General features: G+C 66.5%; 18 protein-coding genes. 11 read left to right on the forward strand and 7 right to left on the reverse strand.

Features of this window, described 5'->3' with window-relative positions; translation table 11 throughout:
- Positions 1-199 precede the first annotated feature (199 nt).
- Genes AC0SZ7_RS03590 through AC0SZ7_RS03610 form a run of 5 tightly spaced genes read left to right on the forward strand, consistent with a single transcriptional unit; the run spans position 200 to position 5,559 of the window.
- Complete coding sequence (locus tag AC0SZ7_RS03590; protein ID WP_475503055.1) at positions 200-1,222, forward strand: substrate-binding domain-containing protein; 1,023 nt, start codon at positions 200-202, stop codon at positions 1,220-1,222.
- A gap of 11 nt (positions 1,223-1,233) precedes the next feature.
- Positions 1,234-2,685 (forward strand): sugar ABC transporter ATP-binding protein, encoded by a 1,452-nt coding sequence (locus AC0SZ7_RS03595; protein WP_475503056.1) that lies wholly within the window; start codon positions 1,234-1,236, stop codon positions 2,683-2,685.
- Positions 2,682-3,680, forward strand: a complete 999-nt coding sequence (locus tag AC0SZ7_RS03600) for an ABC transporter permease (RefSeq protein ID WP_475503057.1) — start codon at positions 2,682-2,684, stop codon at positions 3,678-3,680. Before AC0SZ7_RS03595 ends, AC0SZ7_RS03600 begins: the two co-directional genes overlap by 4 nt.
- Positions 3,677-4,633: an ABC transporter permease gene (locus AC0SZ7_RS03605; protein WP_475503058.1), complete on the forward strand. Its 957-nt coding sequence runs from the start codon at positions 3,677-3,679 to the stop codon at positions 4,631-4,633. Before AC0SZ7_RS03600 ends, AC0SZ7_RS03605 begins: the two co-directional genes overlap by 4 nt.
- Before the next feature lie 14 nt (positions 4,634-4,647).
- Positions 4,648-5,559 carry an SMP-30/gluconolactonase/LRE family protein gene (locus AC0SZ7_RS03610; protein WP_475503059.1) on the forward strand — a complete coding sequence of 304 codons (912 nt, stop codon included), beginning with the start codon at positions 4,648-4,650 and terminating at the stop codon, positions 5,557-5,559.
- A 98-nt stretch (positions 5,560-5,657) separates the two neighbouring features.
- On the opposite strand, the gene AC0SZ7_RS03615 is transcribed toward AC0SZ7_RS03610, so the two are convergent.
- Positions 5,658-6,584: a LysR family transcriptional regulator gene (locus tag AC0SZ7_RS03615; RefSeq protein ID WP_475503060.1), complete on the reverse strand. Its 927-nt coding sequence runs from the start codon at positions 6,582-6,584 to the stop codon at positions 5,658-5,660.
- Positions 6,585-6,713: 129 nt separating this feature from the next.
- Between AC0SZ7_RS03615 and araD1 the strand changes: the two genes are divergently transcribed.
- The 4 genes from araD1 to AC0SZ7_RS03635 all read left to right on the forward strand — a co-directional run bounded on the left by araD1 (position 6,714) and on the right by AC0SZ7_RS03635 (position 12,292).
- Positions 6,714-7,712 (forward strand): AraD1 family protein, encoded by a 999-nt coding sequence (gene araD1 / locus AC0SZ7_RS03620; RefSeq protein WP_475503061.1) that lies wholly within the window; start codon positions 6,714-6,716, stop codon positions 7,710-7,712.
- Between the two features lie 72 nt (positions 7,713-7,784).
- Positions 7,785-9,098, forward strand: coding sequence for an MFS transporter (locus AC0SZ7_RS03625; protein ID WP_475503062.1), 1,314 nt, complete (start codon positions 7,785-7,787; stop codon positions 9,096-9,098).
- Positions 9,099-9,127: 29 nt separating this feature from the next.
- Positions 9,128-10,681: a UxaA family hydrolase gene (locus AC0SZ7_RS03630; protein WP_475503063.1), complete on the forward strand. Its 1,554-nt coding sequence runs from the start codon at positions 9,128-9,130 to the stop codon at positions 10,679-10,681.
- Between the two features lie 33 nt (positions 10,682-10,714).
- Complete coding sequence (locus tag AC0SZ7_RS03635; RefSeq protein WP_475503064.1) at positions 10,715-12,292, forward strand: aldehyde dehydrogenase (NADP(+)); 1,578 nt, start codon at positions 10,715-10,717, stop codon at positions 12,290-12,292.
- Between the two features lie 61 nt (positions 12,293-12,353).
- On the opposite strand, the gene AC0SZ7_RS03640 is transcribed toward AC0SZ7_RS03635, so the two are convergent.
- Both AC0SZ7_RS03640 and AC0SZ7_RS03645 read right to left on the reverse strand, forming a co-directional pair.
- On the reverse strand, positions 12,354-15,416 hold the full coding sequence (locus tag AC0SZ7_RS03640; RefSeq protein ID WP_475503065.1) for a PAS domain-containing hybrid sensor histidine kinase/response regulator: 3,063 nt from the start codon (positions 15,414-15,416) through the stop codon (positions 12,354-12,356).
- A gap of 61 nt (positions 15,417-15,477) precedes the next feature.
- Positions 15,478-16,377, reverse strand: coding sequence for a LysR substrate-binding domain-containing protein (locus tag AC0SZ7_RS03645; protein ID WP_475503066.1), 900 nt, complete (start codon positions 16,375-16,377; stop codon positions 15,478-15,480).
- Positions 16,378-16,495: 118 nt separating this feature from the next.
- Here AC0SZ7_RS03645 and AC0SZ7_RS03650 point away from each other — a divergent pair, with 118 nt between their 5' ends.
- Both AC0SZ7_RS03650 and AC0SZ7_RS03655 read left to right on the forward strand, forming a co-directional pair.
- Positions 16,496-16,966 carry a CidA/LrgA family protein gene (locus AC0SZ7_RS03650; RefSeq protein WP_475503067.1) on the forward strand — a complete coding sequence of 157 codons (471 nt, stop codon included), beginning with the start codon at positions 16,496-16,498 and terminating at the stop codon, positions 16,964-16,966.
- Positions 16,966-17,655 carry an LrgB family protein gene (locus tag AC0SZ7_RS03655; protein ID WP_475503068.1) on the forward strand — a complete coding sequence of 230 codons (690 nt, stop codon included), beginning with the start codon at positions 16,966-16,968 and terminating at the stop codon, positions 17,653-17,655. Before AC0SZ7_RS03650 ends, AC0SZ7_RS03655 begins: the two co-directional genes overlap by 1 nt.
- A 6-nt stretch (positions 17,656-17,661) precedes the next feature.
- Here the strand turns inward: AC0SZ7_RS03655 and AC0SZ7_RS03660 are convergent, their stop codons facing one another.
- The 4 genes from AC0SZ7_RS03660 to AC0SZ7_RS03675 form a co-directional block, all read right to left on the reverse strand.
- On the reverse strand, positions 17,662-19,380 hold the full coding sequence (locus tag AC0SZ7_RS03660; RefSeq protein ID WP_475503069.1) for a thiamine pyrophosphate-dependent enzyme: 1,719 nt from the start codon (positions 19,378-19,380) through the stop codon (positions 17,662-17,664).
- Between the two features lie 64 nt (positions 19,381-19,444).
- Entirely contained in the window at positions 19,445-20,827 is a 1,383-nt protein-coding gene (gene adeC, locus AC0SZ7_RS03665) for an AdeC/AdeK/OprM family multidrug efflux complex outer membrane factor (RefSeq protein ID WP_475503070.1), read from the reverse strand.
- Positions 20,827-23,979 carry an efflux RND transporter permease subunit gene (locus AC0SZ7_RS03670; RefSeq protein WP_475503071.1) on the reverse strand — a complete coding sequence of 1,051 codons (3,153 nt, stop codon included), beginning with the start codon at positions 23,977-23,979 and terminating at the stop codon, positions 20,827-20,829. Before AC0SZ7_RS03670 ends, adeC begins: the two co-directional genes overlap by 1 nt.
- A gap of 3 nt (positions 23,980-23,982) precedes the next feature.
- Positions 23,983-25,122 carry an efflux RND transporter periplasmic adaptor subunit gene (locus tag AC0SZ7_RS03675; RefSeq protein ID WP_475503072.1) on the reverse strand — a complete coding sequence of 380 codons (1,140 nt, stop codon included), beginning with the start codon at positions 25,120-25,122 and terminating at the stop codon, positions 23,983-23,985.
- Positions 25,123-25,173 lie beyond the last annotated feature (51 nt).

Below are 25,173 nucleotides of genomic sequence, written 5' to 3' on the forward strand. Positions count from 1 at the left end.
ACTGAAAGTGGCCTGCAGGCTTGCGCCAACCTTTTGCGGGATCCCGCAAGTAATGTGCGAACAAAGGGTGTCAAGTATGCAGCAACGCCCCCGGACAGGCCCTGGTACCCAGCGCAGACTGGGGGCGCAGTTTCAGTAATACCGGCACGACCGAAGCATTCGGCGGCCTGATGCCCACAACAATAACAAGGGTAAAATCATGAAACGTCACCCGCTGCGCTCCGCGCTGCTGTCCACTGCATTGCTGATTACGCCGTTCATGCTTGCACAGGCCGCCACGGCCGATAAAACCATCGCCTTGTCCAACAACTACGCCGGCAACTCCTGGCGCCAGGGCATGCTCGCCAGTTGGCAGCAAACCACCGAACAGGCGGTGAAAGCCGGCACCATTGCCGGCGCAGACTCGTTCACCACCGGCGAGAACCAGGCCACCGAACAGGCCGCGCAAATCCAGAACCTGATCCTGCAGGGCTACAGCGCCATCGTCATCGACGCCGCGTCGCCCACCGCGCTCAATGGCGCGGTCAAGCAGGCCTGCGACGCCGGCATCATCGTCGTCTCGTTCGACGGCGTGGTCACCGAGCCCTGCGCCTACCGCATTTCCATGGACTTCAAGCAAAGCGGCCAGCAGGCCATGGACTACCTGGCCAAGCGCTTCCCGCAGGGCGCCAACGTGCTGGAAGTGCGCGGCCTGGCCGGGGTGTCGGTGGACGAGCTGATTCATTCGGGCATCAGCGCCGGCGCCGCTCAGTACCCGCAACTGAAGATCATCGGCTCGGTGAACGGCAACTGGTCGCAGACCGCTGCGCAGAAGGCCGTGGCCGGCATCTTGCCGAGCCTGCCGAAAATCGATGCGGTAGTCACCCAGGGTGATGACGGCTTTGGCGTCGCCCAGGCGTTCAGCGCGGCCGGGCGCCCGGCGCCGGTGATTATCTTCGGCAACCGCGAGGAAGAGTTGTCGTGGTGGAAGAAACAGAAGGACGCCAACGGCTACGAAAGCTTCTCGATTTCCAGCGCCCCGAGCATCAGCAGCCTGGCGTTCTGGGTGGCCCAGCAGCTGCTGGACGGCAAGCAGTTGCCCCATGACCTGCTGTCGCCGGCGTTGAGCGTCACGCAGGGCACGCTGGAGTCTTCGCTCAAGGGCGTGGAGAAGGGCGGCATTGTCAGCCAGGCCTACAGCGTCGGCGACGTCGCCAAGTTGACCAGCCCGACTGCCCAGTAAGGAGACCTGCGATGCAAGCCAATCAAGCAGCCCTGGTCAGCCTGCAGGGCGTGGGCAAGACCTTCGGCGCGGTGCGCGCGCTGAGCAACGTGGACCTGCAGTTCCACCCCGGTGAGTGCCTGGGCCTGATTGGCCACAACGGCGCCGGCAAAAGCACCCTGATGCAAGTGCTGGCCGGCACCCTGGCGGCCGATGCCGGCGCCTTGCACATGGCCGGCCAGGACGTGCGCACCGGCTATTGCGTGCAGGTGGCCCGCCAGCACGGCATTCGCTGCGTGTTCCAGGAACTGTCGCTGTGCCCCAACCTGAGCGTGGCGGAAAACACCCGGCTGATGTGCCCCGGCCTGCGGGGCTTTGGCTGGCGGCGCAAGGCGGCGGCGTTGATTGGCGCCAGCCTGGACAACATCTTCCCCGGCCATGGCATTGCCGCCGACGAGGTGGTGGCCGACTTGCCCATCGGCCAGCGGCAGATGGTGGAAATCGCCCGTGCCTTCTGCGTGGCGGGCGAGCACCTGGCGCTGGTGATACTCGACGAGCCCACCTCATCGCTGGACGTGCGGGTGGCCGGGCAGTTGCTGGCCCACGTGCGCCGCTACGTGGCGAGTGGCGGCTGCGTGGTATTGATCAGTCACATTCTTGGCGAGATGCTCGCCACCTGCGACCGTATCGCGGTGATGAGCGACGGCCAGGTAGTGGAGGTGCGCGCTGCCAGTGCCTTCGACCATGCCTCGCTGGTCGAGTGCATGGGCAGCACCGGCAAGGCCCATGCTGGCGCAGGCTCGTTCGTCTCCAAGCGCGGGCAGGCGGCGGTGGTCAATCAGCAGCCGCAGCGCCAAACCGATACCCGCCACGTGGCCGCCCATGCCGGTGAGATCGTCGGGCTGGCCGGCCTGGCCGGGCAGGGGCAAAGCCAGTTGCTGATCCAGGTGCTGCGCCAGCGTGTCGCGCAAGGCCTGCCGGTGGCCCTGGTAGCCGGCGACCGCCAGACCGATGGCGTATTCCCGCTGTGGTCGATTGGCCAGAACATCACCATCAGTTCGCTGGCGGCGCTCAAGCGCGGCGTGCTGCTGGACCCGCAGGCCGAGCAGGCCATGGCCGCCCGCTGGCAGCAACGCATGGGCATCCGCACGCCGGACATGGCCAACCCGATTCTGTCGCTGTCCGGCGGCAACCAGCAAAAGGCGCTGTTTGCCCGGGCGCTGGCGTCCGACAGTGCCCTGATTCTGATGGACGACCCCATGCGCGGCGTCGACGTGGGCACCAAGCGCGAGGTGTATGCCATCGTGCAGGAGGAGGCCGCGCGCGGCCGCACCTTCATCTGGTACACCACCGAGCTTGAAGAGCTGGACTATTGCGACCACATCTATGTGTTCCGCGACGGCCAGGCAGTGGCGGACTTCCCCCGCGATGAATTGAGCGAGGCGCAGGTGTTGCGCAGCTCGTTCCAGGAGGCCGTGGCATGAATGCGCCCCATCCCTTGCCCTTGAAAGGCCACGCCGTGCAGGCACCGGCAGCGCCCGCCGCCGTGAACCGCGCACGGCTGTTGCGCAGCGCCTTGCCGGGGCTGTCGCTGGTGGTGCTGCTGGCCACCATTTTCATCATGCAGCCGCGGGCCATGAGCTACATGGGCATGAACCTGATGCTCAACCTGGCGGTGCCGATTGCCCTGGCCACCATCGCGCAAATGCTGATCATCACGGTCAACGACCTCGACCTGTCGCTGGGCAGCTTCATCAGCTTCGTCGCCTGCGTGGCCGCCACCTTGCTCAACCAGCATCCGCTGCTCGGTTGCCTGGCGCTGGTGGCGTGCGTGGTGGTGTATGCGTTGCTGGGGGCGCTGGTGCATATCCGTCAGTTGCCTGCAATCGTCGTCACCCTGGGCATGTCGTTCATCTGGGGCGGCGCGGCGGTGTTGCTGCTGCCCGCGCCAGGCGGCAGCGCGCCGCAATGGCTGCAGACGCTGGTGAAGATCCGCACGCCGCTGGTGCCGTTCGCCATCATCGTCTGCGCGGTGCTGGCGGTGGCGGTGCATGCGTTCCTGGTGCGCTCCACCCTCGGCGTGGTGCTGCGCGGCGCCGGCGGCAACCCCCTGGCCATCGCCAAGGCCGGGTGGTCGCTGTTGCGCATCAAGGTCACCCTGTATGCGCTGGCGGGTAGCTTCGGCGTGCTGTCGGGCCTGTTCCTGGTGGGCCTGACCACCTCGGCCGATGCCAGCATGGCGCTGCGCTACACCTTGCTGTCGATTGCCGGGGTGATTCTGGGCGGCGGCGAGTTCGTCGGCGGCCGGGTGTCGCCGATCGGCGCGGTAATGGGCGCGCTGACGTTGGTGCTGGCCGGATCGTTGCTGTCGTTCATTCGCATTTCCCCCGATTGGCAGATCGGCGCCCAGGGCGCGATCCTGATCCTGGTGCTGGCCCTGCGCACCGCCGTCAACCGCCTGGAGGCTCGCCCCGCATGACTACCGCCACTGGTTTCAATCGGCTGCTGGGCAAGCCCTGGCTGTGGGCGTTCCTGGCCGCGCTGCTGGTGTGGCTCGCCACCCTGGCGTTTACCCGCGGCGAAGGCGCTGGCGCGCTGGTGTCGGGGGCATTGAGCTTCTCGGCGTTCTTCGTGATTGTCGGCCTGGGGCAGATGTTCGTGATCACCACGGGGCCAGGCAACATCGACCTGTCGATCCCGGCCAACATTGCCTTGAGCGGCGCCGTGGGCATGAAGTTGATGGCCGGGCAGGACCTGTACATTGCCCTGGGCATCGCCGGGGTGCTGGCGCTGGGCGTGCTGGTGGGCTGCGCCAATTACGCGCTGATCCGCGTGCTGCGCATTCCGCCGATCATTGCCACGCTGTCGGCCAGTTTCCTCCTGCAATCGCTGGCCATTGCCTACGGGCGCAGCGTGCGCATCGCGCCGCCGGACGGCTTCTATCAATTCACCACCGGGCATGTGCTGGGGGTGCCGTACCTGGCGATGTTCGTGGTGCTGCTGGCGGTGCTGGGCGGCTATTTGCTGACCCGTACCCGGTACGGCCGCTGGACCCTGGCCATCGGCCAGAACGCCCGCGCCGCTGAACTGGCGGGGGTGCGGGTGGAGCGCGTGCGCTTTGCCACCTACGTGCTGAGCGCGGTGTTCGCCAGCCTGTGCGGGCTGCTGCTGGCAGGCTTTTCCGGCGGCGCGTCGCTGAGCATGGGCGACGAGTACCTGCTGGCCTCGATTGCCGTGGTGGTGATCGGCGGCACCTCGGTGGCCGGCGGTTTCTCCAACGTGCCGGGGCTATGGGGCGCGGCGCTGTTCCTGTATTTGCTGGTGAGCATGCTCAACACCTTCGGCGCCAGCGCCGGGGTCCGCATGATTCTTACCGGCCTGATCATTATCGCGGTGATTGCCGCCGTCAGCGGCCGCAAGCGCGCCCTGTGACCAAGGATTGCAGAATGATTGAAGACATCTACGAATACGCCGACCCGCGCTTTCGCACCCTGACCCTGCCCAACACCCAGCTGGAGCGCCTGTATGACGGCTGCCGCTGGGCCGAGGGGCCGGTGTGGTTCAACGATGGCGGCTACCTGCTGTGGAGCGACATTCCCAACCAGCGGATTCTGCGCTGGACACCGGAGCAGGGGGTGTCGGTGTACCGCGCGGCCTCCAACTTCGCCAACGGCAACACCCGCGACCAGCAGGGCCGCCTGGTGACCTGCGAGCACGGCACCCGCCGCGTCACCCGCACCGAGCCGGACGGCTCGATCACGGTGCTGGCGGATGCCTTCGATGGCAAGCGCCTGAACTCGCCCAACGACGTGGTGGTGCACCGCGACGGCGGGGTGTGGTTCACCGACCCCACCTACGGCATTCTCAGCGACTACGAGGGCTACCAAGCCGAGCCCGAGCAGGCCGGGCGCAACGTCTACCGCATCGACCCGCACAGCGGCGAGGTGGTGTGCGTGGCCGACGATTTCGTGCAGCCCAACGGCCTGGCGTTCGCGCCGGACGGCAAGACCCTGTACATCGCCGATTCGGCGCGCACCCACGACCCCGCAGCGCCGCATCATATCCGCGCCATGGAGGTGGTGGACGGGCGCTGGCTGGGCAAGTCGCGGGTGCTGGCGCAGATCGAACCGGGCATTCCTGACGGCCTGCGGGTGGACGTGCAGGGCAACATCTGGACCAGTGCCGGCGACGGCATTCAGTGTTTCGATGCCCAGGGCACGTTGCTGGGCAAGATCCTGCTGCCCGAGAAGGTCGCCAACCTGACCTTCGGCGGGCCGCGGCGCAACCGGCTGTTCATCACCGCCAATACGTCGCTGTACCTGATTCACGTAGCCGTGGCCGGCGCGCAATACCCCTGACACCACGCCAAACTTATTTGTGGGAGCTGGCTTGCCAGCGAGTTTTTAAAGCTTCCAAAACTCGCTGGCAAGCCAGCTCCCACAGAAGACCGTCGTGGTTAAGTGGCTGCTTGAGTCAACTCTTCGATCAACAACCGCGCCGGGGCGGGCAGGCCCACGCCGTGGCGGGTAACGATCTCATACGGCTCGCTGCGCGAGGTCAGCGCATAAGGCAGGTGCACCAGCATGCCGAAGTCCACGGCCATCTGCGCCACGTCCTCGGGCATCACTGCCACAAGGTTGGGGTCCTGCAGCAACAACGACAGGGTGGTGAAGGTGGATGACGTCTCGATGGAGTAGGTCGGGAAGGCCAGGCCCGCTTCGCGGAATTCACGCTCCAGGGTCAGGCGCATGGGCATGTTCACCGGGAACACCACCCAGCGTGACGCCGCCAGCTCATCCAGGCTGACAGTGTCGCGCGTGGCAAACGCGTGTGCGGGGTTGGCCACCACAATCAGCGGCTCCTGCTCGCGTGACCGGCAGTCATACAGCGCCGGGTTCTTGCTGACGCTGGTACGGCACAGCGCCATGTCCAGGCGGCCTTCATCGAGCAACGACAGTAGCCGCGCGCTGGTGTCCTCGACGATTTCCACCGACAGCTGCGGCTGGCGCGCCCGCAGGCGTGCCAGCGACTCCACCAACGCCGGCACCGCGCCCATGATCACGCCCACCGACAGGCGCCCGCCGTGGCCCTGCATGATGCCCAGCAGCTCTTCGCGCAGGTGGGCCACGTCGGTATGAATCAGCCGCGCGTAGCGAATCACGCAGCGCCCCAGGTCATTGGGCTCCAGGCCCTTGCTGGTGCGCTCGAACAGTGGCGTGCCGAGGGTGGACTCGATTTCGTGCAGCGCCTTGGTGGCGCCCGGCTGGGTGATGGCCACCGCTTCCGCGGCCTTGTGCAGCGAGCCATAGTCATCCAGCGCAATCAGCAGCCGAAGCTGCTTGAGGCGCAGGCGTGAATTGATGGTGGCAAGGGACGGCAGCATGGTGGGGATCACTAAAAGTTATCGGTGGATCAACAGCTCTCATTAGGCAACAACCTGCAGCGAAATTAAAGTGATGCCTAACGAGGGGCAGAACGCACCCACCATAACAACAACAGCGGAGACCACAGCATGCGGCTGATTCAATTCGAAACCGGACACGGCCAGCGCTTCGTCGGGGTGATCGAAGGGGACTCGATCCAGGTAGTACGCAACACCCCCACCACCCGCGAACTGGCGCTGGACGCCATCGCCCATGGCCGCAGCCTGGTGGCAGAAGTGCACGCCCGTGGCACCGACGCCTCGCCGCACAGCTACACGCAGCTGTTGGCAGAGCGGCGCGTGTTGCCGCCCCTGGACCACGCAGACCCGGCGCACTGCCTGGTCAGCGGCACCGGGCTCACCCACCTGGGCAGCGCCTCGACGCGCGACAAGATGCACCAGCAGAACATCCAGGACGAAGCCGCGCTGACCGACACCGCGCGCATCTTCCAGTGGGGCATCGACGGTGGGCGCCCGGCCCCTGGCACGGCCGGCGTGCAGCCGGAGTGGTTCTACAAGGGCGACGGCTCGATTGTGGTACGCCCTGGCGAGGCGTTCAGCAAACCACCGTTCGCCGAGGACGCCGGCGAGGAACCCGAGCTGACGGGCCTGTACGTGGTGGGCGCCGACGGCAAGCCATACCGCGTGGGCTTCGCCCTGGGCAACGAGTTCTCCGACCACGTGATGGAACGCCGCAACTACCTGTACCTGGCCCATTCCAAACTGCGCAACTGCAGCTACGGCCCGGAGCTGCGGGTAGGCGAGCTGCCGGCCCACCTCACCGGCACCAGCCGCATTCGGCGCAATGGTCAGGTGCTGTGGGAGAAAGAGTTCCTCAGCGGCGAGGACAACATGTGCCACAGCCTGGAAAACCTTGAGTACCACCACTTCAAGTACGCGCAGTTCCTGCGCCCGGGCGATGTGCACGTGCACTTCTTCGGCACCGCGACGCTGTCGGTGGCCGATAACGTGCACACCCAGGTAGGGGATGAATTCGAGATCAGCATGGGCGAATTCGGACGGCCGTTGGTCAATGGAATACAAGCCGGTGAGCGCGAGCTGGCCGCCGGCACTGTCACTGCGCTCTAGAAGTTCTCGCGGGTCGCCTGCACCGGGCGGCCCCATTGCTGCCTGATAACAATCATAAAAAGCGAGAAGCGTATGAACACCAAGACCGAACGGGTATTGCCGTTGCAAGCGGCCGCTACCCCCACTGGCGCCACCACCGTGCGCTGGCGCATTTTCCTGATTCTGTTGCTGCTGTCGGCCATCAACTACATCGACCGCGCGTCGCTATCGGTGGCGATGCCGCTGATTTCCACCGAGTTCGAGATGACCCCGGCCCTGGAAGGCCTGATGCTCAGCGCCTTCTTCTGGTCGTACGCGCTGATGCAGATCCCCGGCGGCATGCTGCTGGACCGCTTCCAGGTGCGCAATATCGTTGGCGTCGCCACCGTGGGCTGGGGCTTCTTCCAGGCCATCGCCGGCGGCGCCCACAGCTGGATGATGCTGCTGGCCACGCGCATCGGCCTGGGCGTGGCCGAGTCGCCGATCATGCCCGCCGGCGCCAAGCTCAACGGCGCCTGGCTGACCCCCAATGAACGGGGCCGCGGCGCCACCCTGGTGGACGGCGGCGCGCCCTTGGGCACGGCGCTGGGCGCCATCATCATTGCCGCGCTGATCACCTGGTTCGAGTCCTGGCGCATCGCCTTCTTCATCGCCGGCGTCGGCACCATGGTGGTGGGCGTCTGGGCCTGGTGGTACATCCGCAACAGCCCGGCCGAGCACCCCAAGGTCAACGACGCGGAACTGGCCTACATCACCGACGCCAACGCGCAGGCCAAGCGCACCCACGGCGAACGTGCCGCGGTGCTCAAGGAACTGCTGAAAAGCCGTTCGGTGCTGGCCATGTTCGCTGGCTACGCCTGCTACAACAGCGTGTTCTACGGGTTGCTGACCTGGATGCCGAGCTACCTGCACAAGGTGCATAACCTGGACATCAAGGCCATGGGCGGCGCCACTTTCCTGATCTTCATGTGCGGCTTCATTGGCGAGCTGTTCGGCGGCTGGCTGGCCGACAAGTGGAAGAGCGCCGGCGGCGAGCCCAACCGCGTCATGCGCACGCTGTTCGGCAGCGCCGCGGCGGTCACCGCCCTGTGCATCCTGCTGGTGGCCTACATTCCCGACGCGGGCACGGTCATCACCCTGCTGTGCGTGGCGCTGTTCTTCCTGCGCTGGTGCGGCATGTACTGGTGCCTGCCGGCCATTCTGGGCGGCAAGTCCAAGGCGGGCGTGCTGGGCGGCAGCATGAACTTCTGCGGCAACATGGTCGGGGTGATCGTGCCCATCCTGATCGGCCTGATCGTGCAGTTCACCGGCTCGTATTTCCTGGCCCTGATCTTCTTCGTGGTGATGGCCATGGGCTTGATGCTGTTCTCCGCCATCATCGACTATCGCGAACGTGGTTTCGCTTGAATTCGCCGTTACCTGGAAGGTTAAACACCATGGAACTCATAACAAAAACAGGCAACAGCGTTGCCAATGCCGTGATTCGCCTGAACCCGCTGGACGATGTACTGATTGCCCGCCAGCCGCTGCCCCTGGGCCTTGAACTGGCGGTGGAAGGCCTGGTGGTGAAGCAGCCGATTCCCGCCGGGCACAAGATTGCCGCCCGCGACATAGCGGCCGGCCAGCCGCTGCGCCGCTACGGCCAGATCATCGGCTTCGCCAGCCAGCCGATCAGCGCCGGCCAGCACGTGCACGTGCACAACCTGGCCATGGGTGACTTTTCCCGCGACTACGCCTTCGGCGTCGACGCCCTGGGCGTTGGCGAACGCCGCGAAGACACTTTCATGGGCATCGTGCGCGAGGACGGCCGCGTGGCCACGCGCAACTACATCGGCATCCTGACCTCGGTAAACTGCTCGGCCACCGTCGCCAAGGCCATCGCCGACCATTTCCGCCGCGACATTCACCCCGAGGCGCTGGCCGCCTACCCGAACGTCGACGGCGTGGTGGCGCTGACCCACAGTTTCGGCTGCGCCGTGGACCCGGGCGGCGAGGCGCTGGCCATGCTGCGCCGCACCCTGGGCGGCTATGCCATTCACCCCAATTTCGCCGCTGTGCTGATGATTGGCCTGGGTTGTGAAACCAACCAGATCCCCGACCTGCTGGCCGCCCAGGGGCTGGAGCGCACCAACACCTTGCGCACATTTACTATCCAAGGCACCGGCGGCACCTCGAAGACCATTGCCAGCGGGATCGAGCAGGTCAAGTCGCTGCTGGCCGAGGCCAACCGTGTGGCGCGCGAGCCAGTCAGCACCAAACACCTGATCATCGGCCTGCAGTGCGGCGGCTCCGACGGCTATTCGGGCATCACTGCCAACCCGGCGCTGGGCAATGCCGTCGACCGCCTGGTGGCCGCCGGCGGCACCGCGATTCTCTCCGAGACCCCGGAGGTGTACGGCGCTGAGCACCTGCTGACCCGTCGCGCCGTGAGCCGCGCGGTGGGCGAAAAGCTCATCCAGCGCATTCACTGGTGGGAAGCCTACTGCGAGCGCATGAACGCGCAACTGAACAACAACCCCTCGGCCGGCAACAAGGCCGGCGGCCTGACCACCATCCTGGAGAAGTCCCTGGGCGCGGTGGCCAAGGCCGGCTCCTCGGACCTGGTGGACGTGTACGAGTACGCGCAAACCGTCACCGCCCATGGCCTGGTGTTCATGGACACCCCCGGCTACGACCCGATCTCGGCCACTGGCCAGGTAGCGGGCGGCGCCAACCTGATTGCCTTTACCACCGGGCGCGGCTCGGCCTACGGCTGCGCGCCGTCGCCGTCGATCAAGCTGGCCACCAACACGCGGCTGTGGGAAACCCAGGAAGAGGACATGGACGTCAATTGCGGCGGCATTGCCGACGGCAGCATGACCATCGAGGAACGCGGCGAGCATATCTACCGGCTGATGCTGCGCATCGCCTCCGGCGAGCGCAGCAAAAGCGAGCAGCACGGCTATGGCCAGAACGAATTCGTGCCGTGGCAGATCGGCGCCATCACCTGAACCCGCTGCCAGCCTATTCAAGGAACCCGCACCATGACCCAGATTACCGGCCACAGCTTTATCGGCGGCCAGCGCAGCCAGCAGGGCGGCACGCCGCTGCAGAGCCTGGACGCCCGCACGGGCGAGCCGTTGCCTTACCGTTTTTTCCAGAGCACCGAGGCCGAGGTGGACGCCGCCGCGCAAGCCGCCGCGGCAGCCTTCATGCCTTACCGGCAGTTGCCGGCCGAGCGCCGCGCCCAGTTTCTCGACGCCATCGCCAACGAGCTGGACGCGCTGGGCGAGGATTTCATCGCCCTGGTGTGCCGCGAGACCGCGCTGCCAGCCGCGCGCATCCAGGGTGAGCGCGCCCGTACCAGCGGCCAGTTGCGGCTGTTCGCCAACGTACTGCGGCGCGGCGATTTTTATGGCGCCCGCATCGACGACGCCTTGCCCGAGCGCCAACCGCTGCCGCGTGTGGACCTGCGTCAGTGCCGCATGGGCGTGGGCCCGGTGGCGGTGTTCGGCGCCAGCAACTTCCCCTTGGCATTCTCCACCGCAGGCGGCGACACCGCAGCGGCGCTGGCCGCTGGCTGCCCGGTGGTGTTCAAGGCCCACGGCGGGCACATGGCGACCGCCGAGTGCGTGGCGCTGGCCATTATTCGCGCCGCTGAACACACCGCCATGCCGGCGGGGGTGTTCAACATGATCTATGGCGCCGGCGTCGGCGCCGCGTTGGTCAAGCACCCAGCCATTCAGGCGGTCGGTTTCACCGGCTCGCTGGCCGGCGGCCGCGCCTTGTGCGACATGGCGGCGGCGCGCCCGCAACCGATCCCGGTGTTCGCCGAGATGTCGAGCATCAACCCCGTGGTGGTGCTGCCCCAGGCCCTGGTAGTGCGGGGCGCAAGCATTGCCCGGGAACTGGGCGCCTCGGTGATGCTGGGCGCGGGGCAGTTCTGCACCAGCCCCGGCCTGGTGGTGGGTATCCGCGCCCCGGCGTTTAGCGCTTTCACTGCGGCGCTTGCGCAGTTCTTTTCCGAGCAAACGCCGCAGACCCTGCTCAATGCCGGCGGCCTGGACAGCTACCGCCACGGCATCGAACGCCTCACGGGCACGCCTGGCGTGACCCTGCTGGCAGGCGAGCCGCAGGCCGGGCGCCAGGCTGGGCCGCGTCTGTTCAAGGCTGACGTGGAGCTGTTGCTGAACCAGGCCCCCGTGCTGCAGGAAGAGGTGTTCGGGCCGGCCACGGTGGTGCTGGAAGTGGCCGACGAGGCGCAACTGGCGCTGGCGCTCAACCACTTGCAGGGGCAACTGACGGCCACGCTGATTGCCGAGCCGGCAGACCTTGCGCGGTTCGCAGCGCTGGTGCCGGTGCTGGAGCAGAAGGCCGGGCGGCTGCTGGTCAATGGCTACCCGACGGGCGTCGAGGTGTGTGACGCCATGGTGCATGGCGGCCCGTATCCGGCGACCTCGGATGCGCGGGGCACCTCGGTGGGCACAGCGGCAATTGACCGCTTCCTGCGGCCGGTGTGCTACCAGAACTACCCGGACCATCTGCTGCCGGATGCGTTGAAGGATGCCAACCCCCTGGGCATTCGGCGCCTGGTGAACGGCCAGCCTTGCGGGGGTGCATGACGCGGCCTGCGGCCGCTGCTACAGGAACCGCGTAGCAGCTGCCGAAGGCTGCGTCCGGGGGTTAGCGGAACCTCCGGATAACTTCCACCAGCCGCTCCAGGTTGATCGGCTTGCCCACATGTTCATTCATGCCCGCCGCCAGGCACTGTTCGCGGTCCTGTTCGGAGACGTTGGCGGTCATGGCGATGATGGGCAACTGGTCGGCAGCAATCGCCTGTCGGATGCGGCGGGTGGCTTCCTGGCCGTCGATGTCGGGCATGCGCAGGTCCATCAGCACCAGGTCATAGGGTGGCTGCGCCTGCAGGGCCCGCTCCACGCCGGCCATGCCGCAATCGGCGAGGTCGACGCTGGCGCCTTCGGCCTTCAGCAGGCCGGCGGCGACCATCTGGTTCACCGCGTTGTCTTCCACCAGCAGCAGCCTTAGCCCGGCCAGGCGCTTGGGCCGTGCGGGGGCGGCGGCAGGTTTTGCCGGGGCCTGGCTGCGGGCGGGGCGCAGGTCGGCGAGGTGCCGGGCCAGCTGGCGCGGGGTCAGCGGCTTGGTCAGCAGCAGCGGTGGCGGCAGCCCGGCGGCGTGCAGCGCCTGGGTGGCGGCGTCGCGGCTGAAGGCCGTCACCAGCACGACCAACTGTTCGATGGCGTTCAGTGGGCCCAGGGCCTGCGGCGTTTGCGCCTCAAGCAGGCGCCAATCCACCACCAGTACGTCGAACGACTGCGCAAACGCCTGGTCCAGGCGGGTGATGCGCTCGGCGGTCCAGCCCAGGCCCTCCAGGTTGCGCTTGAGAATCGCGCCCGCCAGGGGGTTGTCGTCGACGATCAGCACCCTCGAAGGCGGCAATGGGCTGGCAGGCAGTTGCGCCGGGTCGATGGCCAGGCCCAGTTGAAACCAGAACCGGCTGCCCAGGCCCACTTCGCTTTCCACCCGCAGGTCGCTGCCCATCAGGTCGGTCAGGCGCTTGCAAATCAGCAGGCCCAGCCCCGAGCCGCCGAACTTGCGCGCGGTGGAGGCGTCGCCCTGGCTGAACGCCTGGAAGATGCGCGCCAGTTGCTCGGCGTCCATGCCGATGCCGCTGTCGGCCACCGCGAATTCGATGCCCACGCGCCCGGCACTGCGCGTCACCTGGCGCACACTGATGACCACCTGGCCTGCCGAGGTGAACTTCAGCGCGTTGCCGGCCAGGTTGATCAGCACCTGTTGCAGCCGCAGGCTGTCGCCGATCAAGCCCTGGGGCAGTTGCGGGTCGATGTCGAACATCAGCTCGACGTTGTTGTGCGGCTGGTTGCCGGACAGCACCACGCCCAGGTCGCGCAGCAGCTCTTCGAGGTTGAACGGGTGTTCGTCGACCTGCAGCTTGCCGGCCTCGATCTTGGAATAGTCGAGGATGTCGTTGAGCAGGCCCAGCAGCAGCGTGGCGGCGGTCTGGGCGCGGCTGACGAAGTCCTGCTGGTCGGCGTTCAGGCCCGACTGTGCGGCCAGTTGCAGCATGCCCAGCACGGCGTTCATGGGCGTGCGGATCTCGTGGCTCATGCTGGCTAGGAATGCGGACTTGGCCATGTTGGCCTTGTCGGCCTCGACCTTGGCCTTCTGCAGGTTGAGCTCCAGTTCACGCTGGGCGCTGACGTCGATGGCAAAGCCCAGGTAGCCGGTAATGGCCTGGGTGTGGTCGCGCATCACCGTGACCACCAGGTGCACCAGCAGGTAGCTGCCGTCCTTGCGCCGGTAATGGCACTGGAACACCGAGGGCTCGGCCTGGTTGCGGGTTTGCGCCACGTAGCCGTCGATGCCGCTGAACTCGCCGCCGTAGCGGGCGGCCATCTGCTGGTTCTGCGCCTGCAGCTCGTCGGGGTCGTGCATCAGTTCCGGGGTGAAGCGGCCGATGACTTCCTCGGCGCTGTAGCCCAGCATGCGCTCGGCGCCGCGGTTGAACACGCGGATGATGCGGTTGGGGTCGGTGGCGATGATGGACACGCCGGTGGCGGCGTCGAGGATGTTCTTCAGCAGCAGGTCCAGGCTTTGCAGGGCCTGGGTGCGTTGGTTGACTTCGCTTTCCAGCACCTGGGCCAGCTGCTGCGCACGGGCATTGCTGGCTTTCTGCGCGGTAATGTCGCGCAGCAGGCGTTGCCGCAGCAACTGCACCAGCAGGGCCAGCAACAGGCTGCTGAGCAGGCCCAGCGCCAGGATCAGCCCGGGCGGGGTAGGGTGCAGCTGCCGCGCGAACGCCGGGAACACAGTGAGGGTGATGTGCCAGGTACGCCCGAACAGTTGCCGCTCGATGCTGGAACTGCCCACGCCCTTCGCGTCTTCCGGCCTGCGCGCCTGCACATAGAAGGGCGTGGCCGTTGGCGCATCGGTGATGTCGGCGATTTCCAGCTGGGTGCCGGTGCTGTGCCAGTTGAGGTCCTTGAGCACGTCCTTGATCAGCAGCGACACGTAGGTCCAGCCAACGCCCTGCGCGGTGCGCAGGGCATAACCGTCGGGCGGGGTGGGCGTGTGGTACACCGGCATCACCATCAGAAAGCCGCGGCGCACCTCGCCCTCGCTTTGCACCAGGGTGACGGGGCCGGTGAGCTGCGGCTCGCCGGTCAGCAGCGCGTCGTCGGCGGCCTTGCGGCGGTTGGGCTCGGAGGCAATGTCCAGGCCCTGGGCAACGTTGCGCGGGCCCGGCGGTTGCACGTAGCGAATCACGTAGACGTCGCCGTCGTGGGGCGCGAAGCCGTGCACGGTGAAGAAGGTTTCGCCTTCCTGCACGGCCTGGCGGGTGAAGTCTGCGACCTGCGCAGCGGAAATCCTGCGCACGATGCCAAAGCTCAGGGCGCCGGGAAACTCCAGCACCACGTTGCGCGTGGCGTTGTAGGTGGCGAACTGCGCCGGGGTCAGGCTATCGACGCCCACCGTGTGCCACAGCCCGCGCAGCGAGCGCAGCCCGTACTGGTACAGGGTCAGGCGTTCCACCACGCGGTCGGCGATCTGGTTGGCTTGCAGGGCGACGGCCTCGTCAAGCTCCTGCTGGTTGGTGTCCAGGCGCTGCCACACCGCCAGCGCGGTCAATACCAAGCCCAGCACCAGGGCGGCAATCGCCCAGCCGGGGTTGGCCCGCAGCCTGGCGGCACTGGTGTGTTCGGCCATCGTTGGCCCCTTGCGCGGCTGCAATCGTTGTTATCAATGTAGCAGTGGCCGGCAGGCCGCGTCAGGCGCGCTGGGGGAGCAGGGTTCTGGCGAGCTGCAGCCATGCCTGGGCCGCGAAGGACAATTGCCCGTGGCGCCGCCAGGCCAGCACCAGTTTCCAGATCAGCGCCGGCGAGCGCACCGGCACGATAGTGAACTGCTCGGGCCGCAAGGTCTGGCAGTACATCTGCGGCAGCAGCGCCACGCCCACGCCCAGGCCTACCAGCGAGGCGATGAAGTCCCACTGGCCGCTGCGGCCGCTGATGCGCGGTACAAAGCCGGCCTCGGCGCAGGCGTCGGTGACCAGGTCATTGAGGGCGAAGGCGTCGCCGTAGAAGATGAAGTCGCAGTCGGCCAGCTCCCGCAGTTCCACGAAGTCGCGGCCCTGCCACACGGACTGCGCCGGGGCTAGCAGGCACAAGGGCGACTCGAACAACGGCAGCGAGTCGAACTCGGCCCAGATATCGGCCACCCGCGGAAAATCCAGCAAGGTGCCCAGTTCCAGGGCGCCTTCGCGCAGGTCGGCAACGGTGGCGTTGCTGCCGATTTCGAACAGCTTCAGCTCGATTTTCGGGTGGTTGGCGTGGTACGCCGCCAACACCGGGGCCAGCACCGTGTGGGTAAAGGGCGACAGGCCCATGCGCAGCACGCCGCGCTCGATTTGCTGCAGGTCGCGCACTTCCACCTTCATGGCGTCATGCAGGGCGATGATCTCGCGGGCCCGCTGCAGCACCACCTGGCCGGCGTCGGTGATCTGGAAGCGCTTGCCGTCGCGGGCCAGCAGGGCAACGCCAAAGCTCTGCTCCAGCTGCTGCACCATCTTGCTCACCGTAGGCTGGGTGACGTGCAGGCGCGTGGCGGCGCGGGTGAAGCTCTGCTGGTCGACCACTTCCACGTAATAGCGCAGGGCACGGATGTCCATGGTGCATTCCAGATTGGCATGATTTTGATGAAGTTAATTCATTATATCTTTCAAGGTCAACTGGCTAGCATGGCGCCACTCACACCTGATTCATTGCGCTTTCCCGGAACTACCGCTCATGTCGACTCAACCCCTTGCCCCTTCAACCCCCGCCAGGACAGCGCTGCGCTGGCTGCAGGTGATCGGGCAGATATTTTTCCTGGTGCTGGTCTGGTCCCTGGCCGACCGGGTCGCCACGCAGGCCCACCTGCCGGTGTCCGGCGGCATCCTCGGGCTGCTGCTCCTGGTGGCCTTGCTGCTCAGCGGCGTGGTGAAACCAACGATGTTCGAGCAAGGCGCCGAGCTGCTGCTGGCGAACATGCTGCTGTACTTCATTCCGCTGGTGGTGTCGGTGGTGCAGTACACCAGCCTGTTCGAAAGCGAGGGCCTGAAACTGCTGGCCGCCATCGGCGCGGGCTTCATTTCGGTGTTGGTGGCCACGGCCTTCACGGTTGAATGGCTGTGCGCCTGGACCCGCAAGCGCCACCTGCAACGGCTGCTGCAACAACGAAGCGACCGCCCATTGGCGGCCCGCCAGGAGCTGGTGTAATGCAAGCCTCGCTGATTTCCCTGCTGTTTTTGCTGGTGACCGTGGTGCTGTTCTACGGCAACCAGGCCCTTTACAAGCGCTACAAGCGCGTGTGGCTGATGCCAGCCATCGTCACCTCGCTGCTGCTGATTGCATTGGTGCAAGTCACCGCCACGCCGTACCCGCTGTACTTCCAGGATGCCCATTGGCTGGTGTGGCTGCTGGGCCCGGCGACCGTCGCGTTTGCGCTGCCGATCTACCAGAACCGCCGCCTGATCCAGAAATACTGGCTGGCGCTGTGCGTGGGTAGCGTGGCGGGCATCGTGGTGTCCATCGCCACCACCGAGCTGCTGGTCAAGGCCCTGCACATCGACCCGCAAGTTGCCCGCAGCCTGCTGGCACGCTCGGTGTCCACGCCGTTCGCGGTGGAAGCCACGGCCCACCTGGGCGGCACGGCGCAGCTCACCGGCCTGTTCGTGATCATTACCGGGCTGTTCGGGATTGTGCTGGGCGAGGTGGTGCTGGCGTTGCTGCCGCTGCGTTCGCGGGTGGCCAAGGGCGCACCGTTTGGCGCAGCGGCCCATGGCTTTGGCCTGAGCGTGGCCCGCGCCCTGGGCCCGGAGGAAGGCGCGGTGGCCAGCCTGACGATGATTTTCAGCGGCGTGCTGACGGTGATGCTGTCGCCGCTGATCGCGATGCTGCTGGGCTGATCGGCATCACTTCAGGAAGTTGTTCACCAGCAGGTCCTTCACATCCCCGCCGCGCCCGCCCAGCACCGCCTTGGCCGAGTACAGCGCCATGCCGGCCACCTGGGCGAATTCGACCTTGGCCGGCATCACCAGCTCCTCGGGGTTGACCTTGACGTCGAGCAGCGCCGGGCCGGGCTGGGCCAGGAAAGCCTGCACGGCTTCTTCAAGCTCGGCACCCTCGCTGACCTGGCGCCCCCACAAGCCCATGGCCCGCGCTACCTCGGCAAAGTCCGGGTTGTGCAGGTCGGTGTAGTTGTCCAGCAGGCCCTCGACCTTCTGCTCGATCTGCACGAAGTTCAGCGACGCGTTGTTGTACACCACCACCTTGATCGGCAGCTTTTCCTGCACCGCAGTCAGCAAATCCCCCAGCAGCATCGCCAGCCCGCCGTCGCCTGACAGCGAGATAACCTGCCGGTCCGGGTAGGCCTTCTGCAACCCCAGTGCCTGGGGCATGGCGTTGGCCATGGTGCCGTGGCGCAGGCTGGTGAGGGTACGGCGGGCGCCGTTGACATTGATATGGCGCAGCACCCACACCATGGGCGAGCCGCCGTCGGCGGTGAACAGCGCGTCGCTGCTGGCGTGCTGGTCCAGCAGGTGGGTCAGGTACTGCGGGTGAATCAGCTCGCCGTCGGTATGGCGCTGGTCGTGGGCCAGGGTCTTCAAGGTGTCCTGGCGATGCTTGAGGCAGTCCTCCAGCCAGGCCACGGTGGTTTTCTCCTCGATCAGCGGCAGCAGTGCGCGCAACGTCGGCAGCACATCGCCGACCACGCCCAGGTCCACCGGGTGGCGCCGCCCCAGGTGCGCGCCCTTGCGGTCCACCTGGATGACCTTGGCCTTCTGCGGGTAGAACTGCTTCCAGGCAAAGTCGGCGCCCAGCAACAGCAGGGTGTCGCACTCCATCATGGCGTGGTAGCCGGACTCGACGCCGAACACGCCGGTCATGCCCATGTTGTAGGGGTTGTCGTACTCGACGAAATCCTTGGCCCGCGAGGTGTGGGCGATAGGCGCCTTGAGCAGCCGCGCCAGTTCCAGCAGCTCGTCGTGGGCACCGGCACAGCCGAACCCGGCATAGATGGAGACCTTCTTGCCAGCGGCCAGCAACGCCGCCACCTGCGCCAGCTCGTCGGGGTTGGGCTGGCTAAGTGGGCGAGGGTGATGCGCGGCGAAGGGCAGGTCGTCCTTGACCTCGGCCATGCTGATGTCCGACGGCAGGATAATCACCGCCACGCCGCCTTCGTTCAGCGCGGTCTGGGCGGCGAGGGCGGTGACCCGCCGGGCCTGGCCGGGCGTGTAGACCTGCTCGCAGAACACCGTGCACGGGCCGTAAATAGCCTTGAAATCCACTTCCTGGGGGAAATCCATGCCCAGCTCGCTGGTGATCACCTGGCTTGCGATCAGCACCATCGGCGCGCCGTTGCGCTGCGCTTCGAACACACCGTTGATGAAATGCAGCCCGCCAGGCCCGCACGAACCGGCGCAGGCGGTGAGCCGCCCGCTGATGAACGACTCGGCGCCGGCGGCGAAGGCGGCGACTTCCTCGTGGCGCATGTGCACCCACTGAATGTCGCTGCGGTGAATGGCATCGGTGACGTGGTTGAGGGTGTCGCCGACAATGCCATAGCAATGGCGGACCCCGGCGGCCTGGAGCGTTTCGATGACCACGTCGGCGACTTTTTTGCTGGGCATGGGGGCTTCCTCGGTTTAGGGGCACAGGAGGTTAGTCACCATGCCCCGCCGGGGAGTTCAGGTTTTAGCCCATGCCGCCACCCAGGGCGCGGTACAGGTTGACCTGGGCCTGCAACTGCGCCAGCCGGTCGCTGATCAACGCCTGCTGGTTGCTGAACAGCGAACGCTGGGCATCAAGCAGGGTGAGGTGGTTGTCGATGCCAATGCGATAGCGCCGGTCCGCCAGGCGATAGTAGTCCTGGCTGGCGGCCACCAGGTCCTGCTGCGCCTGCAGCTGTTGCTGGTAGGCCTGGCGCGCGGCCAGCCCGTCGGCCACCTCGCGGAACGCAGTCTGGATGGCCTTTTCATAGCTGGCGACGCCAATGTCCTTCTGCAGCTTCGCGTAGTCCAGGCTTGCCTTCAACGCGCCGCCGTTGAAGATCGGCAGGTTGATGGCGGGCGCGAACGTCCAGGCCCCGGCGCCGCCCTTGAACAGCCCGCCCAGGCTGGCACTGGCGGTGCCGGCGCTGGCGGTCAGGCTGATGCTGGGGAAGAACGCCGCCCGCGCTGCGCCGATGTCGGCGTTCGCGGCCTTGAGCGCGTATTCGGCCTGCAGCACATCGGGGCGGCGGGCCAGCAGGTCCGACGGCAGCCCCTCGGGCACCTCTTCCAGCAGGGTGGCGCTCAGCGGCTGCGGCGCCGGCAGGTCGGCCGGCAGCTGCGCGCCCAGTAGCAACACCAGCGCGTTCTCATCCTCGGCCACCTGGCGCTGGTAGCTCGCCAGGCTGGCCCGGGCGCTTTCCACCGCGGTGCGCGCCTGGGCCACGTCCAGCGCCGAGGCCACGCCGGTGTCGCTGCTACGCCGCGTCAGGTGCAGGCTTTGCTCGTAGGCCGCCAGCGTGTCCTGGGTGAGCCCCAGCAGCTCGCGGTCGGCCTGCCAGGTGAGGTAGGCATTGGCCACGCTGGCCACCAGGCTGATCTGCGCGGCGCGGCGGGCCTGATCCTGGGCGAAATAGTTCTGCAGCGCCGCGTCACTCAAGCTGCGCACGCGGCCGAACAGGTCCAGCTCGTAGGCGCTGACGCCCAGGTTCACCCCGTACTGGCCGGCGACGCTGGTCGCGCCGCTTTGTGACAGGTCGGCCGGGGTGCGCGCGCGGGTCGCCGTGGCGTTGGCGCTGACCGCCGGCAGCAGGTCGGCGCGCTGGATGCGGTACTGCGCGCGGTAGGCCTCGACGTTGAGGACCGCCACTTTCAGGTCGCGGTTGTTGTCCAGGGCGCGTTGCACCAGCAGGCGCAACGCCGGGTCATGGAAGAAACTGCGCCAGCCCTGCGGGGTGGCCGCCGCAGTGGCGGCCCCCTGCGGGTACTGCGTCGGCACCGGCGCCGCCGGGCGCTGGTACGCGGGGATCAGCGAGCAGCCGTCGAGCACGGTCACGGCTACCGCCAGGGCAATCAAGGTCTTTCTCATCAGGCAGTCTCATTCTTGATAGAGGCGGCGGGCTTGTTCTTGCGCGCGCCCTTGAACAGCGTCGATACGCTGACGAAGAACAGCGGTACCCAGAACACCGCCAGCACGGTAGCGGTGATCATGCCGCCAATCACACCGGTGCCAATGGCGTGCTGGCTGCCTGAGCCGGCGCCGGTGGAAATGGTCAAGGGCACCACGCCGAGGATGAACGCCAGCGACGTCATGACGATGGGTCGCAAGCGCATGCGACAGGCTTGCGTGGCCGCCTCGAACAGGCTCAGGCCTTGCTCGTGCAACTCCTTGGCAAACTCGACGATGAGGATGGCGTTCTTCGCCGCCAGGCCCACGGTGACCAACAGGCCCACCTGGAAGAACACGTCGTTGGACAGGCCGCGCAGGCTGGTGGCCACCAGCGCACCGATCACGCCCAGCGGCACCACGAGGATGACCGCGATAGGGATAGACCAGCTTTCATATAGCGCCGCCAGGCACAGGAACACCACCAGGATCGAGATGGCGTACAGGGCGGGCGCCTGGGAGCCGGACAGGCGCTCCTCGTAGGACAGGCCAGTGAACGAGATGTCCACGCCCGACGGCAGCTCCCCGGCAATGCGCTCGACTTCGGCCATGGCTTCACCGGAGCTGTGGCCAGGGGCCGGGGCACCGAGAATTTCGGTAGAGGACACGCCGTTGTAGCGCTCAAGCTTGGGCGAACCATAGACCCACTGGCCGCTGGCGAAGGCCGAGAACGGCACCATCTGCCCGCTGCTGTTGCGCACGAACCACTTGTCCAGGTCCTCGGCGTGCATGCGCGAATCGGGCTGGCCCTGCACGTACACCTTCTTCACCCGGCCTCGGTCGATGAAGTCATTGACGTAGCTGCTGCCGTAGGCCACCGACAAGGTGGTGTTGATGTCCGTCAGCGACAGGCCCAGGGCGCGCGCGCGCTCGTCGTCGATGGTCAGGTGGTACTGCGGCTCGTCGGGCAGGCCGTTGGGGCGCACGCCGGCGAGGATCGGGCTCTTGGCGGCCAGCTCCAGGAATTTATTGCGTGCTTCCATCAGCTTGGCGTGGCCGACGCCGGCCTCGTCCTGCAGGTAGAAGTCGAAGCCGGTGGCGTTGCCCAGTTCCAGTACCGACGGCGGCACCACGGCATACACCAGCGCATCACGGTACTTGAAGAACTCCTGCTGCGCGCGGGCGGCAATCTTGAACACCGAGTTGTCGGCGTTGCGTTCATCCCACGGCTTGAGCAGCACGAAGGCGATACCGGAGTTCTGGCCACGGCCGGCAAAGTTGAAGCCGTTGACGGTGAATACCGAACTGACGGCATTGCCTTCACCGTGCTCCTTGTCCAGCAGGTAGCTGGACATGCGGTCGAGCACCTTCTGGGTCTGCTCGGCGGAGGTGTTGGGCGGGGTCTGCACCTGGGTGAAGATCACGCCCTGGTCTTCCTCGGGCAGGAACGAGGTGGGGATGCGGGTGAACATCCACATCATGCCGACCACCAGCAGCGCGTAGGCCATGAACGCAGGCAGCTTGTGGCGGATCACACGCCCCACACTGCGTTCGTAGCTGGCGGTGGCCGCATCGAACTGGCGGTTGAACCAGCCGAAGAACCCGCGCTTGGGCTGGCCGTGAGCGTGCTCGTCAATGGGCTTGAGGAAGGTGGCGCACAGCGCCGGGGTGAACACCAGCGCCACGAACACCGACAAGGCCATGGCCGAGACAATGGTGATGGAGAACTGGCGGTAGATTACACCGGTGGAGCCACCGAAGAAGGCCATGGGCAGCAATACCGCCGACAGCACCAGGGCGATGCCCACCAGTGCACCCTGGATCTGCTGCATGGATTTGCGCGTCGCCTCCTTGGGCGACAGGTGCTCTTCGGCCATCACCCGCTCGACGTTTTCCACCACCACGATGGCGTCGTCCACCAGCAGGCCGATGGCCAGGATCATGCCGAACATGGTCAGGGTGTTGATGGTGAAACCGGTGGCGGCGAGGATGCCAAAGGTGCCGAGCAGCACAACCGGTACGGTCAGTGTGGTGATAATCGTGGCCCGCAGGTTTTGCAGGAACAGCAGCATCACCAGGAACACCAGCACGATGGCTTCGCCCAGGGTGTGGGCCACGCCCTTGAGCGACTCGGTGACCACCGGGGTGGTGTCATACGGGTAGATCGCCTTCACGCCTGGCGGGAAGAACGGCTTGAGTTTGTCCACGGTGGCGCGGATGGCCTTGGCGGTGTCCAGGGCGTTGGCGCCGGTGGCCAGGCGGATGGCGATACCGGAGGCCGGGGCGCCGTTGGACTGGGCGTTGACGCTGTAGTTTTCACCGCCCAGGCCCAGGGTGGCGACGTCCTTGAGGCGCACCTGGGAACCGTCGGGGTTTACCTTGAGCAGGATCTGGGCGAACTGCTCGGAAGTCTGCAGGCGGGTCTTGCCAATGATAGTGGCGTCGAACACCGTGCCTTTAACCGCCGGCAGGCCGCCGATCATGCCGGAGGAAATCTGCACGTTCTGCGCCTGGATGGCCTCGGTCACGTCCACCGGGGTCAGCTGGTACTGGTTGAGCTTGGCCGGGTCGATCCACACGCGCATGGCGTACTGGGTGCCCCACACCTGGAAGTCGCCCACGCCGGGAGTGCGCGAGATCGGGTCCTGCATGTTGGAGACGATGTAGTTGGCCAGGTCTTCCTTGCTCGACTTGCCGTCGGTGGACACCAGGCCCACGAACATCATGAAGTTCTGCTGGTACTTGGTCACGCGCAGGCCTTGCTGTTGCACCTCTTGCGGCAACAGCGGGGTGGCCAGGCTCAGCTTGTTCTGCACCTGCACCTGGGCGATATCGGGGCTGGTGCCCTGGTCGAAGGTGACGATGATCTGCATGCTGCCGTCGGCGTTGCTGGCCGAGGAGATATAGCGCAGGTGGTCGATGCCGTTCATCTGCTGCTCGATGACCTGCACCACGGTGTCCTGCACGGTCTGCGCCGAGGCACCGGGGTAGCTGACCTGGATGGCGATGGCCGGCGGGGCGATGTTGGGGTATTGGTTGATCGGCAGCTTGAGGATGGCCAGGCCACCCACCAGCATGATCACCAGCGCCAGGACCCAGGCAAAAATGGGCCGGTCAATAAAGAACTTGGACATGAATTACTCCGGTTTCGAGCCAGGGGTGGTGGCGTCGCTCACGAGGGTTTCCTTGACCTCGTGGGGGATGACGTCGGCGCCCGGCTTGACGAACTGCAGGCCCTCGACGATGACCTTGTCGCCGGCCGTAAGGCCGCTTTCCACCAGCAACTGGGTGCCGATGGTGCGGTTGGCCGTCAGCTCGCGCAGCTCGACCTTGTTGTCGGGGGTCACCACCAGCGCGGTGGAATGGCCCTTGAGGTCGCGGGTGATGCCCAACTGCGGCGCCAGGATGGCGTGCTGGGCGGTACCGGTAGGGATCTGCGCGTGCACGAACATGCCCGGCAGCAACAGGCGGTCGGGGTTGGGGAATACCGCGCGCAGGGTCACCGAGCCGGTGCTGGGGTCTACCGACACTTCGGAGAATTCCAGGGTGCCTTGCTGCGGGTAAAGCCGGCCGTCTTCCAGGGTCAGGCTGACCTTGGCCTTGGTGCCGCCCTGGGTCTGCAACTGGCCTGCGTCCAGCGCCCGGCGCAGCTTGAGCATGTCGGCCGAGGACTGGGTGACGTCGACGTAGATGGGGTCCAATTGCTGGATCGTGGCCAGGGCAGTGGTTTGCCCATTGGCCACCAGCGCGCCCTCGGTGACCTCGGAACGCCCGATGCGCCCGCTGATGGGCGCCAGCACCTTGGTGTAGCGCAGGTTGATCTGGGCGCTGCGCACCTGCGCCTCGGCCTGCAGCTGCTGGGCGCGGGCGTTGTCGTAGTCCTGCTTGCTGACGGCCTGCTCGTCGATCAGCTGCCGGTAGCGGGTGGCCAGCGCGCGGTACTGCTCAAGGCTGGCCTGCACGTTGGCCAGCGTGGCCTCGTAGGTGGCCGGGTCGATCTGGTACAGCTGCTGGCCTGCCTTGATGTCGCTGCCTTCCTGGAACAGGCGCTTGAGCACGATGCCATCGACCTGCGGGCGCACTTCGGCCACCCGGTAGGCGCTGGTGCGCCCCGGCAGGTCCTGGGACAGGTTGACGGTGCCAGGCTGCAGCGTCACCACCCCGACCTCCGGCACCTGGGCCTTGGCGGGAGCCGGCTGTTCCTTGTTGCACCCACTGAGCAGCGTGGCGATGGCAATCGCCGAGGCGAGTGCGGGGGCTATTGGTTTGAGTTGCATGTAAACCTCGAAACGGGCCCGGACAGCAGGCAGTGCTGTCAGGAGCAATAA

It is taken from the genome of Pseudomonas sp. JC1203 (assembly GCF_056175065.1).

Excerpts from the sequence above, each read along its gene's own strand:
- AC0SZ7_RS03590 (WP_475503055.1), top strand. The coding sequence starts at position 200 with ATGAAACGTCACCCGCTGCGCTCCGCGCTGCTGTCCACTGCATTGCTG.
- AC0SZ7_RS03595 (WP_475503056.1), top strand. The coding sequence starts at position 1,234 with ATGCAAGCCAATCAAGCAGCCCTGGTCAGCCTGCAGGGCGTGGGCAAG.
- AC0SZ7_RS03600 (WP_475503057.1), top strand. The coding sequence starts at position 2,682 with ATGAATGCGCCCCATCCCTTGCCCTTGAAAGGCCACGCCGTGCAGGCA.
- AC0SZ7_RS03605 (WP_475503058.1), top strand. The coding sequence starts at position 3,677 with ATGACTACCGCCACTGGTTTCAATCGGCTGCTGGGCAAGCCCTGGCTG.
- AC0SZ7_RS03610 (WP_475503059.1), top strand. The coding sequence starts at position 4,648 with ATGATTGAAGACATCTACGAATACGCCGACCCGCGCTTTCGCACCCTG.
- AC0SZ7_RS03615 (WP_475503060.1), bottom strand. The coding sequence starts at position 6,584 with ATGCTGCCGTCCCTTGCCACCATCAATTCACGCCTGCGCCTCAAGCAG.
- araD1 (WP_475503061.1), top strand. The coding sequence starts at position 6,714 with ATGCGGCTGATTCAATTCGAAACCGGACACGGCCAGCGCTTCGTCGGG.
- AC0SZ7_RS03625 (WP_475503062.1), top strand. The coding sequence starts at position 7,785 with ATGAACACCAAGACCGAACGGGTATTGCCGTTGCAAGCGGCCGCTACC.
- AC0SZ7_RS03630 (WP_475503063.1), top strand. The coding sequence starts at position 9,128 with ATGGAACTCATAACAAAAACAGGCAACAGCGTTGCCAATGCCGTGATT.
- AC0SZ7_RS03635 (WP_475503064.1), top strand. The coding sequence starts at position 10,715 with ATGACCCAGATTACCGGCCACAGCTTTATCGGCGGCCAGCGCAGCCAG.
- AC0SZ7_RS03640 (WP_475503065.1), bottom strand. The coding sequence starts at position 15,416 with ATGGCCGAACACACCAGTGCCGCCAGGCTGCGGGCCAACCCCGGCTGG.
- AC0SZ7_RS03645 (WP_475503066.1), bottom strand. The coding sequence starts at position 16,377 with ATGGACATCCGTGCCCTGCGCTATTACGTGGAAGTGGTCGACCAGCAG.
- AC0SZ7_RS03650 (WP_475503067.1), top strand. The coding sequence starts at position 16,496 with ATGTCGACTCAACCCCTTGCCCCTTCAACCCCCGCCAGGACAGCGCTG.
- AC0SZ7_RS03655 (WP_475503068.1), top strand. The coding sequence starts at position 16,966 with ATGCAAGCCTCGCTGATTTCCCTGCTGTTTTTGCTGGTGACCGTGGTG.
- AC0SZ7_RS03660 (WP_475503069.1), bottom strand. The coding sequence starts at position 19,380 with ATGCCCAGCAAAAAAGTCGCCGACGTGGTCATCGAAACGCTCCAGGCC.
- adeC (WP_475503070.1), bottom strand. The coding sequence starts at position 20,827 with ATGAGAAAGACCTTGATTGCCCTGGCGGTAGCCGTGACCGTGCTCGAC.
- AC0SZ7_RS03670 (WP_475503071.1), bottom strand. The coding sequence starts at position 23,979 with ATGTCCAAGTTCTTTATTGACCGGCCCATTTTTGCCTGGGTCCTGGCG.
- AC0SZ7_RS03675 (WP_475503072.1), bottom strand. The coding sequence starts at position 25,122 with ATGCAACTCAAACCAATAGCCCCCGCACTCGCCTCGGCGATTGCCATC.